Raw genomic sequence first — 12,878 nt, 5'->3', positions numbered from 1 at the left:
TTTCACTCGCGACTGCGGGGCCCACTCGTTGCGCTCGCGCACTCCGTGCGCTGGCAGGCGTCACCGTCCGGCACCGCCCAGCCGGGCGTCCCGCGCGGCGGCCATCCGGCTCGGCAGGCCCCACAGCCGCACGAAACCCTTCGCCAGAGACTGGTCGAAAGTGTCGCCGGTGTCGTAGGTGGCCATCCCGAAGTCGTAGAGGCTCGCCTCGGAGCGCCGGCCGGTCACCGTGGCCCGGCCGCCGTGCAGGGTCATCCGCACCTCGCCGCTCACGTGCCGCTGCGCGTCGTCGATGAACGCGTCCAGCGAGTCCTTCAACGGCGAGAACCACAGGCCGTCGTAGACCAGCTCGCCCCAGCGTTGGTCCACGCTCCTCTTGAACCGGGCCAGGTCCCGCTCCACGGTCACCGCCTCCAACTCCTGGTGGGCGGTGATCAGCGCGATCGCGCCGGGCGCCTCGTACACCTCGCGGCTCTTGATGCCGACCAGGCGGTCCTCGACCATGTCCAGCCGGCCCACGCCCTGGGCGCCGGCACGCCGGTTCAGCTCCAGGATCGCCTGGTACGGGGTGACCGTCTCCCCGTCGATCGCCACCGGCACGCCGCCGTCGAAGGTGATCACGACCTCGTCGGCGTCGCGCTCCTGCGCCGGGTCGGCAGTGTACGAGTACAGGCCCTCGACCGGGGCGTTCCAGATGTCCTCCAGGAAGCCGGTCTCCACCGCGCGACCCCACAGGTTCTGGTCGATCGAGTAGGGCGACTTCGCCGACACGTCGATCGGCAGCCCCTTCTCCTCGGCGAAGGCGATCGCCTTGTCCCGCGTCCAGGCGAAGTCCCGGGCCGGCGCGATGATCTTCAGGTCGGGGGCGAGCGCGTTCAGCCCCACCTCGAACCGGACCTGGTCGTTGCCCTTGCCGGTGCAGCCGTGCGACACGATCGTGCCGCCGTGCGTACGCGCCGCCGCCACCAGGTGCTTGACGATCAGCGGCCGGGACAGCGCCGACACCAGCGGGTAGCGGTCCATGTAGAGGGCGTTGGCCCGGATGGCCGGCAGGCAGTAGTCGGCGGCGAACTCGTCGCGCGCGTCGACGACCTCCGCCTCGGCGGCGCCGCAGTCCAGGGCACGCTGGCGGATCGCGTCCAGGTTCTCACCGCCCTGCCCGACGTCGACCGCGACCGCGATCACCTCGGCGCCGGTCTGCTCGGCCAGGTACGGAATGGCGACGGAGGTGTCCAACCCTCCGGAGTACGCGAGCACGACCCGCTCGGTCATGGCGTGGTGGTCCCTTCAGCGTGGTCGTCCCGGCCCGCCCAACCGGCGAGCTTGTCACCGAGCGCGGCCCCGCCGACGGCCTCGCGGGCCACGACGAGGATGGTGTCGTCACCGGCGATGGTGCCGACGATCTCCGGCAGGCCCGCTCGGTCCAACGCGCTGGCCAGGTACTGGGCCGCCCCCGGCGGGGTACGCAGCACGGCGATGTTGCCACTGGAGTCGACCCCGTTGAGCAGTTCGCGCAGCAACCGCACCAGCCGCGCCGGCGCGGCCTCGGCGTCGCGCAACGGTCGCTGGCCGTCCTCCGGGATCAGGTAGACGGCCGGCCCGTCACCGCCGCGCACCTTGACCGCGCCCAACTCCTCCAGGTCCCGCGAGAGGGTGGCCTGGGTGACGACGACGCCGTCGGCGGCGAGCAGGTCGGCCAGCTCGGTCTGCGACCGGATCGCCTTCTCCCGGATCAGCTCCACGATCCGGGCGTGCCGGGCCGCCCGGGTCAGTGGCCCGGTCATCGGGACTCCCCGGTCGCGGCGGCCGCGACCACGGTGCCCTCGGTCGCGGGGGCCCCGGTCGCGGCGGCGGTCGCGCTGCCCACGGTCGCGGCGGCTTCGGTCGCGGCGGCTTCGGTCGCGGCGGGTTCGGTCGCGGCGGCTTCGGTCGCGGTGTCGAGCAGGAAGGTCAGCAACGCCTTCTGCGCGTGCAGCCGGTTCTCCGCCTGGTCGAAGACCGCGCTCTGCGGGCCGTCCAGCACCTCGTCGGTGATCTCCTCACCACGGTGGGCGGGCAGGCAGTGCAGCACGATCGCGTCCGGCGCGGCCTGGCCGAGCAGTTCCTTGTTGACCTGGTACGGCAGGAACGGGGTGATTCGGTCCAGCCCGTCGGACTCCTGACCCATCGACGTCCAGGTGTCGGTGGCCAGCACGTCGGCGTCGCGTACCGCCTGGGCCGGGTCGGTCAGCACCCGCACCGATCCGCCGGTGTCGGCGGCGATCCGGGCCGCCCGGTCCAGCACGGCCTCGTCCGGCGCGAACCCGGCCGGCCCCGCGATCCGCACGTGCATGCCGGCCATCGCCCCGGCCAGCAGGTACGACTGCGCCATGTTGTTCGCGCCGTCGCCCACGTAGGTCAGGGTGCGCCCGGCCGTGCCGCCGCACCGTTCCCGGATGGTGAGCAGGTCGGCCAGCAGTTGGCACGGGTGGAAGCCGTCGGTGAGCGCGTTGATCACGGGCACGGTGGCACCGCTCGCCACCTCGGCGATCCGGTCGTCGCCGTGGGTCCGCAGCACGATGGCCGCGACGTAGCGGGACAGCACCCGCCCCGCGTCGGCCAGGGACTCGCCCCGGCCGAAGTGGGTGACCTGCGTGTCCACCACGAGGGGGTGACCACCCAGTTCGGCGATGCCGGCGTCGAACGAGATCCTGGTCCGCAGGCTCTGCTTGTCGAAGAGCACCGCCACCGAACGGGGGCCGGCCAGCGGCTGGTGGCCGAACCGGTCCGCCTTCATCCGCGCCGCCAGGTCGAGGACCGTGGACTGCTCGGCCGGCGAGAGGTCGTCGTCGCGCAGGAAGTGCCGAGTCATGCGCTCGTTCCCGTCGTGGTGGTGGTCGGCGTCGAGATCTTGGAAGACTTCGGCCCCTGGAGGGGCGCTTTGCCTCCAAGATCTGCGTCGGTTCCGGCGGCCGCCGGGGCGGTCGCCGCCAGGGCGGCGGGTAGGGCCGCTAGGAAGGTGTCCGTCTGGGCGGCGGTGAGGATCAGTGGTGGGACCAGCCGCAGCACCCCCGGCTGCACCGCGTTGACCAGGAAGCCGGCCTCGCGCAACGCCTCGGCGAGCACCGGAGCCACCGGCGCGGTGAGCGTCACGCCGAGCAGCAGCCCGGCGCCGCGTACCCCGCCGATCAGCGGATGGCCCAGCGCCTCGATGCCGCGACGCAGCCGCTCGCCGACCCGCTTGACGTTGTCCAGCAGGCCCTCGTTGGCGATGGTCGCCACCACCGCGAGCGCCGCCGCACAACTCACCGGATTGCCGCCGAAGGTGGTGCCGTGCGAGCCGGGGGTGAGCAGGTCCGCAGCCCGGCCGAAGGCCAGCGTGGCCCCGATGGGCAGCCCGCCGCCGAGACCCTTGGCCAGGGTGACCACGTCCGGCTCCACGCCCTCGGCCTGGTGCGCGAACCAGTGGCCGGTGCGGCCGATGCCGGTCTGCACCTCGTCGAGGACGAGCAGCGCGCCGTGCCGGGCGGTGATCCGCCGGGCCGCGGCCAGGTAGCCGGCCGGCGGGACGACCACCCCGTTCTCGCCCTGGATGGGCTCCAGGATCACCATGGCGGTGGCGTCCGTGACTGCCGCTTCGAGGGCCGTGACGTCGCCGTAGTCGACGTGGGTCACCTCGCCGGGCAGCGGCCGGAACGGGTCGGCCTTCGCCGGCTGACCGGTCAGGGCGAGGGCACCCATGGTGCGGCCGTGGAAGCCGCCGCGGGTGGCCACCACCTGGGTACGGCCGGTGCGCCGGGACAACTTGAACGCCGCCTCGTTGGCCTCGGCGCCCGAGTTGGCGAAGAAGACCCGGCCGGGCCTGCCGGCGAGCGCCAACAACAGCTCGGCCAGGGCGACCGGCGGCTCGGCGACGTAGAGGTTGGAGACGTGCCCGAGGGTCGCGACCTGCTTGGACACCGCCGCCACCACGGCCGGGTGGGCGTGCCCGAGGGCGTTCACCGCGATGCCACCGACCAGGTCGAGATATTCCCGGCCGGCGTCGTCCACCACGACAGCACCGGCGCCGGAGACCAACGCCAGCGGCGGCGTGCCGTAGTTGTCCATCATGGACTTCGTCCAGCGCTGCGCCAACGTGCTCACGATGCGACCATCCCGTCTCCCGGCACCACCATCGTTCCGAACCCTTCCGACGTGAACACCTCGAGCAACGTGGAGTGCGCCACCCGACCGTCGACCACGTGCGCGGCCGGCACTCCCCCACGGACCGCCCGCAGGCAGGCCTCCATCTTCGGCACCATCCCCGACTCCAGGCTGGGCAGCAGCTTGGCCAGGTCGTCCGCGACGATCTCGGAGACCAGACTGGTGGTGTCCGGCCAGTCGGCGTACAGGCCGGCCACGTCGGTGAGCACGACCAGCTTGCGGGCCCGCAACGCGATGGCCAGCGCTGCGGCGGCGGTGTCCGCGTTGAGGTTGTGCAGCACCCCGTCCACGTCCGGTGCGACCGTGGAGATCACCGGAATCCGACCGGCCTCGATCAGGTCGGTCACCGCGGACACGTCGACCGACTCGACGTCACCGACCTGGCCGACGTCGACCGGCAACCCGTCCACGTACGCCGGGCGGCGCACCGCGGTGAACAGCCGGGCGTCCTCACCGGAGAGGCCGACCGCGTACGGGCCGTGCGAGTTGATCAGCCCGACCAGCTCGCGGCCCACCTGCCCGACCAGCACCATCCGGACCACGTCCATCGCCTCGGCGGTGGTGACCCGCAGCCCACCCCGGAACTCGCTGGCGATGCCGAGCCGACCCAGCATGGCGGAGATCTGCGGCCCGCCGCCGTGCACCACCACCGGCTTGAGACCGGCGTACCGCAGGAAGACCATGTCGGCGGCGAACGCCCGCTGCAACGCGGGGTCGGTCATCGCGTTGCCGCCGTACTTCACCACCACCGTCGAGCCGGAGAAGCGCGCCAGCCAGGGCAGCGCCTCGATCAGCGTCTCCGCCTTGACCTGGGCGCGGGTGAGGTCGCTGCTGAGAGTCATGAGGAGTACGCCGAGTTCTCGTGCACGTACGCGTGGGACAGGTCGTTGGTCCAGATCGTCGCGGCGGACGAACCGGCGTGCAGGTCGATCCGGATGGTCACCTTGCGCCCGGTCAGGTCGACCTTCGAGCGGTCCTCGGCGGCGGCACCGCCCCGGCACACCCACACCCCGTTGACTGCCACGTCCACCTCGTCCGGATCGAAGGCGGCGGCGGTGGTGCCGACCGCGGCGAGAATCCGACCCCAGTTGGGGTCGTTGCCGAACAGCGCCGTCTTGACCAGGTTGTTGCGGGCCACCGAACGGCCGACCTCGACCGCGTCGTCCTCGTCGGCGGCGCCGACCACGTCGATGGCGACCTCCTTGGTGGCGCCCTCGGCGTCGGCCACCAACTGCTGGGCCAGGTCGTGACAGGCCTCCGTCACGGCGGCGGTCAGCTCGGCAAGCGTCGGCTCGATGCCGCTCGCACCGCTGGCCAGCAGCAACACCGTGTCGTTCGTGGACATGCAGCCGTCGGAGTCGACCCGGTCGAAGGTGACCCGGGTCGCGGCCCGCAGCGCCTCGTCCAGCGTCGCCGGACCGGCCACCGCGTCGGTGGTCAACACGCACAGCATGGTGGCCATCCCCGGCGCGAGCATCCCGGAGCCCTTGGCCATGCCGCCGACGGTCCAGCCCCCACCGGGGGCCACAGTGGTCTTCGGCCGGGTGTCCGTGGTCATGATCGCCTCGGCGGCGGCCTGGCCGCCGGCCCGGGACAACCCGCGGATCGCCGAGCGGACGCCCGACAGCAGCTTCGGCATCGGCAGCCGCTCACCGATCAACCCGGTCGAGCAGACCGCCACCTCGCCGGCACCGAGGATCAGTCGTGGACTCACCGAGGTCAGCGCGGCGGCGGTGTGCTCGGCGGTGGCGTGAGTGTCCTGGAAACCGCCCGGGCCGGTGCAGGCGTTGGCGCCACCGGAGTTGAGCACCACGACGCGAACCACACCGCCCCGCACGACCTGCTGGCTCCAGCGCACCGGCGCGGCCTTGACCCGGTTGGTGGTGAACACACCTGCCACACCCGCGTCCGGGCCGTCGTTGACCACCAGGGCGACGTCCGCGCCACCGCCGGCCTTGAGACCGGCGGCCACCCCGGCCGCCCGGAACCCGCGTGGGGTGGTGACACTCACGACGTCTGCCTTTCGTTCGCGACTGCGGGGCTCCGCTGCGCTGCACTCCTCGCGCTCACGGACTGACTCCCCAGACGGACAGGCCCGTCGTCTCCGGCAGGCCGAGCATCAGATTGGCGTTCTGTACGGCCTGACCGGCCGCGCCCTTGCCCAGGTTGTCCAACGCGCTGAGCACGATCAGGCGACCCGAGTCGACGTCGACGGTGGCCTGTAGGTGACACGAGTTGGAGCCCAACGTGGCGGCGGTGTGCGGCCAACGGCCCTCCGGCAGCACGTGCACGAACGGCGCGTCGGCGTACGCCCGCGCCAGCACCTCCTGCGGGTCGACGCCGCGCGCCGGCACCGCCGTGACCGTGGCCAGGATGCCGCGCGGCATCGGCGCCAGGACCGGGGTGAACGACAGGCCGGTCGCGCCGGTGGCCTGCTTGATCTCCGGTACGTGCTGGTGGGTGCCCACCCGGTACGGCGACAGGTCGCCCATCACCTCGCTGGCCAGCAGGTGCGCCTTGGCCGACCGCCCCGCCCCGGAGGTGCCGGAGGCGGCGACCACCACCACGTCGGCCGGGGTGGCCGCGCCGTCGGCGATCAGCGGCGCGAGGGCCAGGGTGATCGCGGCGGCGTAGCAGCCGGTGTTCGCCACCCGGGTGGAGCCGGCGATCAGCTCCCGCTGGCCGGGCAGCTCGGGCAGGCCGTAGGTCCACTGCCCGGCGTGTGTGCCGCCGTAGTACTGCGCCCAGGCGTACGGGTCGGCGAGCCGGTGATCCGCGCCCAGGTCGACGATGCGTACCTCGTCCGGGAGCTGGGCCGCGAGGGCCGCCGACTCACCGTGCGGCAGGGCCAGGAAGACCAGGTCCGCGTCGGCCAGGGTCGTCGGGTCGGTCGTGCCGAGCACCAGGTCGAGCCCGGTGAGCTGCGGATGCACCACGTCGACACGGTGCCCGGCCTGGCTGTGTGCGGTGGCGGCGACCAGGTCGAACTCCGGGTGCCCGGCGATCAGGCGCAGCAGCTCACCCCCCGCGTAACCGCTCGCACCGGCAACCGCGACTCGGATCCCCATACTCACCTCCGCATGACTATGCAGCGAAGATTAACAAGGACGACTCACGAGTGCAAGTTCATGCAGGGCAGTGCATGCTAATGAACAGATCGCCTGCGCGGTGAGGTATCCCCCACCCGGCGAGCGGGCCGTTCCTGCTTCTGGACCTCGGGCCGCCTGACCCGCGATCGCTGGCAATCTTGGACACTTTCCGTTAGCGGCTAACGGAAAGTGTCCAAGATTCACCCTGCCAACTGCCTCCCGCGCCCCGGACGCCGCCGCCAGCACCAGCCACGATCACGTCGTGATCGACTCACTCAGCCACCCTGGCGCGCATTCGCTGTCATCCGGCGGCGGATATCTGGTCGAACCGTCCTCGCTGGTGCCGGAGCTCGACGCCAGCACCCGGGAACACGAAAAGACCCTGACCCGGTATGAACCACCAGGTCAGGGCCTTGGTCGTTGGTGCGCCGTCTGGGACTCGACGGTTCCTCAGGCGCCGCGCAGGGTCGCGCCGAGACGCTCCGCCGCTACCGCGACCGCCGCGTCCCGGGCCGCCACCGCCTCCTCGACGGTCAGCGTCCGGTCCGGGGCCCGGAAGGTCAGCTTGTACGCCAACGACCGGCGACCGTCGCCGAGCTGCGCCCCCGAGTAGACATCGAACAGCCGCACGTCCTCCAGCAGCGGACCGGCGCCCGCCTCCAGCGCCCGGCGCACCTGCTCCGCCGGCACCGAGTCGTCCACCACCAGGGCCACGTCGATGAGCGCCGGCGGGAAGCCGGACACCGTCGGCGCGGGCGTCACCGGGGTCGCCGGCAGCGCGTCGAGGTCCAGCTCCATCGCGCAGGTGCGTCGGGGCAGTTCCAGCGCCGCGACCACCACCGGGTGCAGCTCACCGGCGTGCCCGACGACCGCGCCGTCGACCCGCAGCTCGGCGCAGCGGCCCGGGTGCCACGGCGCGTACTCGGCCGCGCGCACCTCCACCCGCTCGTCGGGGATCCCGGCGGCGGCCAGCACGTCACGCGCCGCCTCGATCGCGTCCGCCCAGCCGGCGGGGCGACCCGGACCCCACCAGCCGGCCGGGTCGAGGTCGCCGGCGAGCACCACGGCGACGTGCACCGGTTGCGCCGGCACGACCGCGTCGGCGGCGGCGAACTCGGCGTCGGTGGGGCGCCGGTCCACGCCCATCGCCGGCGGGCTGCCGGCGCCGAGGCGCGGGTGGAAGACCGCCCCGATCTCGTAGAGGGCGAGGTCGCGGTGACCCCGGCCGAGGTTGCGCTTGAGGATGCCGAGCAGCGGGCCGAGCAGCGTGGTGCGCAGCAGCGGCTCCTCCTCCGACAGCGGGTTGGCCAGCCGCACCGCGGGCCGGCGCGGGTCGTCGGCCGGCAGGCCAAGCTGGTCGGCCAGCTCCGGCGACACGAACGGGTGCGCGAGCACCTCCACGTACCCCCGCTCGGCCAGCGACCCGGCGACCGCCCGGCGCCGACGCTGCCGCGGGGTCAGCCCGCGGCCGGGGGGCGCGGTCGGCAGCACCGCCGGCACCTTGTCGTACCCGTCGAGCCGAACCACCTCCTCGACCAGGTCGGCCGGGTCGGTCAGGTCGGGCCGCCAGGTCGGCGGGGTGACGCTGAGCGTCACCCCGACGCCGCTGGCCACGCCGACCACGCCCGGGTCCTCGGACAACCGGTCCGCGCCCTGCGCGACAGTGCAGCCGACCCGCTCCAGCAGGGCGACCACCCGCGCCGGCGGGTACTCGACGCCGACCCGCCGGGTCGGCAGGTCCGCCGGAAGGCTGATCGGGGTACGCGGCCGGACGTGGTCGATGTCCAGGACCTCCGCGCCCGGCGTGCCCCCGCCGTGCTCGGTGAGCAGCCGCACGGCCCGCTCCAACGCGACGAGCGCCACGGCGGGGTCGACGCCCCGCTCCCAGCGCTTCGCGGCCTCGCTGAACAGCTTGTGCCGGCGGGCGGTGCGCCCGACCATCGCCGGGTCCCAGTGCGCCGCCTCGAACAGCACGGTCGTGGTGTCGGCGACGACCTCACTGGTCTCGCCGCCCATCACCGCCGCGAGGGAGATCGGCCCAGTGTCATCACAGATCACCATGTCGTCGGCCGTCAGCACCCGGTTGACGCCGTCCAGGGTGGTCAGCTTCTCCCCCGCCTCGGCGCGACGGACCACCAGCGGCCCGGCGATCCGGTCGGCGTCGAAGGCGTGCATCGGCTGGCCCAGCTCCAGCATCACGTAGTTGGTGATGTCGACGGGCAGCGAGATGCTGCGGATGCCGGCGGTGACGAGCCGCTGCCGCATCCAGGACGGGGTGGGCGCGCTCGGGTCGACGCCCCGGACCAGGCGGGCGGTGAACCTGTCGCAGCCGACGGTGTCGCGGACCTCCACCGGGTACGCCGGAGTCTCGGTGCCGCTCGGCGCGGGCGCCAGGGCCGGGTCGCGCAGCGGCACGTCGAAGGCGTGCGACAGCTCCCGGGCCAGGCCGCGCAGGCTCAGCGCGTACCCCCGGTCGGGGGTGATCTCCAGGTCGAGCACGACGTCGTCGAGCCCGACCACCGGGCGCGCGTCGTCGCCGGGCTTGGCCGTCACGTCCGCCGGCAGCACGATGATGCCGGAGTGGTCGTCGCCCAGGCCCAGCTCCTTGACCGAGCAGATCATGCCCGCCGAGTTGTGCCCGTACGTCTTGCGGGCGCCGATGGCGAAGCCGCCGGGCAGCACACCGCCGGGCAGGATCACCACCACCCGGTCACCCACCGCGAAGTTACGCGCACCGCAGACGATCTCCTGCGGCTCGCCGGTGCCGTTGGCGGCACCCACGTCGACCCGGCAGAACCGGATCGGCTTCTTGAAGCCGGTGAGTTCCTCGATCTCGCGCACCTCACCGACGACGAGCTGACCGGTGACGGTCTCGGCCAGGTCCACCACGGACTCGACCTCGATGCCGAGGTCGACCAGGGCCTGTTCCAGGTCACCGGTGGGTAGGTCGGCGGGGAGATCGACGTACTCCCGCAGCCAACTGACAGAAACTCGCATGACGTCAGACCACCGTTCCCGTGTCTCGTACCCGCATCGCCTACGCCCCGGCCCCGAGCGCCCGGCTGAACCGCACGTCGCCCTCGAAGAGATGGCGGATGTCGCTGACCCCGTGCCGGACCATCAGGGTCCGGTCGATGCCCATCCCGAACGCGAACCCGGAGTAGACCTCCGGGTCGACGCCGCAGGCGCGCAGCACCCGCGGGTTGACCATGCCGCAGCCGCCCCACTCGACCCACTGCGGGCCGTCGCGGTGCTCCGGGAACCACACGTCGAACTCCGCCGACGGCTCGGTGAACGGGAAGTAGTGCGGCCGCCACCGGGTCTTCGCCTCCGGGCCGAACATCGCCCGGGCGAAGTGGTCGAGCGTGCCCCGCAGGTGCGCCATCGTGATGCCCTTGTCCACCACCAGGCCCTCGGCCTGGTGGAACACCGGGCTGTGGGTGGCGTCGATCTCGTCGGTGCGGTAGACGCGGCCGGGCACGATCACGTAGATCGGCGGCTTGCGGCTGAGCATCGTACGGGTCTGCACCGTGGAGGTGTGCGTGCGCAGCACCAGGCCGGAACCCTCCGGTGCGATGTGGAACGTGTCCATCAACCCGCGCGCCGGGTGGTCGGCGGGGATGTTCAACGCGTCGAAGTTGACCCACTCCAGGTCGACCTCGGGCCCCTCGGCCACCTCGTAGCCCATCCCGACGAAGAGGTCACTTATCGACTCCATCAGGGTGCTCAACGGGTGGCGGGCCCCCCGCGGGCGCCGGTCGTAGGGCAGGGTGACGTCCACCCGCTCCTCCACCAGCACCCGCTCGGCCTGCTCGCGTTCCACCACCTCGGCGCGCTCGGCGTACGCGGACTCGATCGCTCGGCGGGCCTCGTTGACCCGCTTACCCGCGTCGGACTTCGCGGCCGGCGGCAACGCGCCGATCTCCCGGCGCGCGAGCGAGACCGGGGACCGGTCCCCCAGGTGCACCGAACGCAGCGCGGTCAGCGCGTCCGGGTCGGCGGCGGCCTCGAACGCCTTCGTGGCGTCCGCGACGGCCTCGGCCAGGGCGGCGGGGTCGAGCAGGGCGACCTGCTTCGGGTCGTACGGATCGTTGCGGTAGCTCATGGCGTACGGGCACTCCCTCACGGCGGCGCCAGCCCTCAGCGGGGCGGCTAGGCGAGTCTACGGACGCGCGGCTGTGCCGCAGCCCGCCGGTAGGAGTCCGTGCAGGGAGCAGGTCAGGCCCGCCGCCCGCCGACACCGGCGGGCTGGCTAAACGAACGCCGTTGCGCGTTCATGGACGGACGCTCTCCCCTGCTGTCAGTCGCGCCGGGCACGATCACCGTCAGCGCTGTGCTCTCGCTGAAGCGTACAGGCACACCGCCGCCGCGGCAGCCAGGTTAAGGCTCTCCGCGCGCCCGTACAACGGCACCCGCACCCGGGCGTCGGCGACGGCGGTCAACTCCTCGGGCAACCCGTGCGCCTCCGAGCCGAACAGCCAGGCGGTGGGCCCGACGAGCCGACCGTAGTCGGTCAGGTCGTCCAGGTCGCTGTCGCCGTACCCGGTGGTGGCGAAGATCGACAGCCCGGCGGCGCGCAGCGCGTCGACCACCGTGACCGGGTCCGGCGCGCGGACCACGTCGACGTGGAAGAGGCTGCCGGCCGAGGCCCGCACACACTTGCCGTTGTACGGGTCGACGGCGTCGCCGGCGAAGACCACCGCACCTGCCCCGGCCGCGTCGGCGGTGCGCAGCACCGTGCCGGCGTTACCCGGGTCGCGGATCTCGGCGAGCACCGCCACCAGCCGGGGTGCGTTCGCGAGGGCCTGCTGAAGCGACACGTCGAGATGCCGGCAGACCGCGACCAGCCCCTGCGGGGCGACGGTCTCGGTCAGGACGGCGAGGGCCTCGTCGGTCACCTCGGAGACGGGCACGTCGGCGCGGGCCGCCGTGGCGGCCAGCTCCGGGTGCCGGTCGAGCGCGGCGGGCGTACCGAACAACTCGGTGACCACCCCCGGCCGCGCGAGGGCCTCGCGGACCGCCTGTGGTCCCTCGGCCAGGAATCGGCCGGTCGCGTCGCGGTCGCGGCGGCGCTGCAACCGGCGGGCGGCGACAACCCTGGGGGTACGCGGGGTGAAAGCCATGGTGTGGGTTCCTCCGGCACGATTGAGGCGCCCCCCGGACGGCGGTGCCGACACGGGAGACGCCTCGCTCTGGTGCGTGGGGATCAGGCGGCCTGAGCCGCCGCGCCGCCGGTGCCCTCGGCCGTGACCGCGGCCCGGGCCAGCTCGACGATCGCCGCGAAGGAAGCGGCGTCGTTGACGGCCATGTCGGCCAGGATCTTGCGGTCGACCTCGATGCCAGCCAGACGCAGGCCCTGGATCAGGCGGTTGTAGGTCATCCCGTTCGCCCGGGCGCCCGCGTTGATCCGTTGAATCCACAGCTGCCGGAAGTCGCCCTTGCGGTCGCGACGGTCCCGGTAGGCGTACTGCATCGAGTGCAGCACCTGCTCCTTGGCCTTGCGGTACAGCCGGGAGCGCTGACCGCGGTAACCGCTCGCGGTCTCCAGCAGGGTACGACGCTTCTTCTGGGCGTTTACAGCCCGCTTGACGCGTGCCATCTCAACTC

Annotated in this window: 10 protein-coding genes and 1 pseudogene; all 11 read right to left on the bottom strand. The window is 72.8% G+C overall.

Going from position 1 to position 12,878, the window contains the following annotated elements; genetic code table 11:
- Window positions 1-60: 60 nt before the first annotated feature.
- Window positions 61-1,272, bottom strand: coding sequence for an argininosuccinate synthase (locus AB0B14_RS09260; protein ID WP_357069405.1), 1,212 nt, complete (start codon window positions 1,270-1,272; stop codon window positions 61-63).
- The gene (locus AB0B14_RS09255) at window positions 1,269-1,784 is read right to left on the bottom strand and encodes an arginine repressor (protein ID WP_357069404.1); all 516 of its coding nucleotides are present in this window, start codon (window positions 1,782-1,784) and stop codon (window positions 1,269-1,271) included. The genes AB0B14_RS09260 and AB0B14_RS09255 overlap by 4 nt, the downstream gene beginning before the upstream one ends.
- Before the next feature lie 146 nt (window positions 1,785-1,930).
- Window positions 1,931-2,851 (bottom strand): annotated as a pseudogene (gene argF, locus AB0B14_RS09250) (ornithine carbamoyltransferase); the annotation flags it as partial.
- A complete protein-coding gene (locus tag AB0B14_RS09245) occupies window positions 2,848-4,122 on the bottom strand; it encodes an acetylornithine transaminase (protein WP_357522086.1) in 1,275 nt (424 codons plus the stop codon). The pseudogene argF and the gene AB0B14_RS09245, both read right to left, overlap by 4 nt.
- A complete protein-coding gene (argB, locus tag AB0B14_RS09240; protein WP_357069400.1) occupies window positions 4,119-5,024 on the bottom strand; it encodes an acetylglutamate kinase in 906 nt (301 codons plus the stop codon). The genes AB0B14_RS09245 and argB overlap by 4 nt, the downstream gene beginning before the upstream one ends.
- Window positions 5,021-6,193 (bottom strand): bifunctional glutamate N-acetyltransferase/amino-acid acetyltransferase ArgJ, encoded by a 1,173-nt coding sequence (gene argJ / locus AB0B14_RS09235; protein ID WP_357069398.1) that lies wholly within the window; start codon window positions 6,191-6,193, stop codon window positions 5,021-5,023. The genes argB and argJ overlap by 4 nt, the downstream gene beginning before the upstream one ends.
- 55 nt (window positions 6,194-6,248) lie before the next feature.
- Window positions 6,249-7,250: an N-acetyl-gamma-glutamyl-phosphate reductase gene (argC, locus tag AB0B14_RS09230; RefSeq protein ID WP_357522084.1), complete on the bottom strand. Its 1,002-nt coding sequence runs from the start codon at window positions 7,248-7,250 to the stop codon at window positions 6,249-6,251.
- 471 nt (window positions 7,251-7,721) lie between these two features.
- Window positions 7,722-10,268: a phenylalanine--tRNA ligase subunit beta gene (gene pheT / locus AB0B14_RS09225; RefSeq protein WP_357522082.1), complete on the bottom strand. Its 2,547-nt coding sequence runs from the start codon at window positions 10,266-10,268 to the stop codon at window positions 7,722-7,724.
- A 40-nt stretch (window positions 10,269-10,308) separates the two neighbouring features.
- A complete protein-coding gene (gene pheS, locus AB0B14_RS09220) occupies window positions 10,309-11,376 on the bottom strand; it encodes a phenylalanine--tRNA ligase subunit alpha (protein ID WP_357069392.1) in 1,068 nt (355 codons plus the stop codon).
- 220 nt (window positions 11,377-11,596) lie between these two features.
- The gene (locus AB0B14_RS09215) at window positions 11,597-12,448 is read right to left on the bottom strand and encodes an RNA methyltransferase (RefSeq protein WP_357069390.1); all 852 of its coding nucleotides are present in this window, start codon (window positions 12,446-12,448) and stop codon (window positions 11,597-11,599) included.
- A gap of 29 nt (window positions 12,449-12,477) precedes the next feature.
- Window positions 12,478-12,870, bottom strand: coding sequence for a 50S ribosomal protein L20 (rplT, locus tag AB0B14_RS09210; RefSeq protein ID WP_007458417.1), 393 nt, complete (start codon window positions 12,868-12,870; stop codon window positions 12,478-12,480).
- Window positions 12,871-12,878 lie beyond the last annotated feature (8 nt).

It is taken from the genome of Micromonospora sp. NPDC049171, from assembly GCF_040648275.1.
Lineage (GTDB): Bacteria > Actinomycetota > Actinomycetes > Mycobacteriales > Micromonosporaceae > Micromonospora.
Note: the sequence above shows the minus strand (reverse complement) of the source record. Positions and strands in the feature narration are given on the sequence as shown.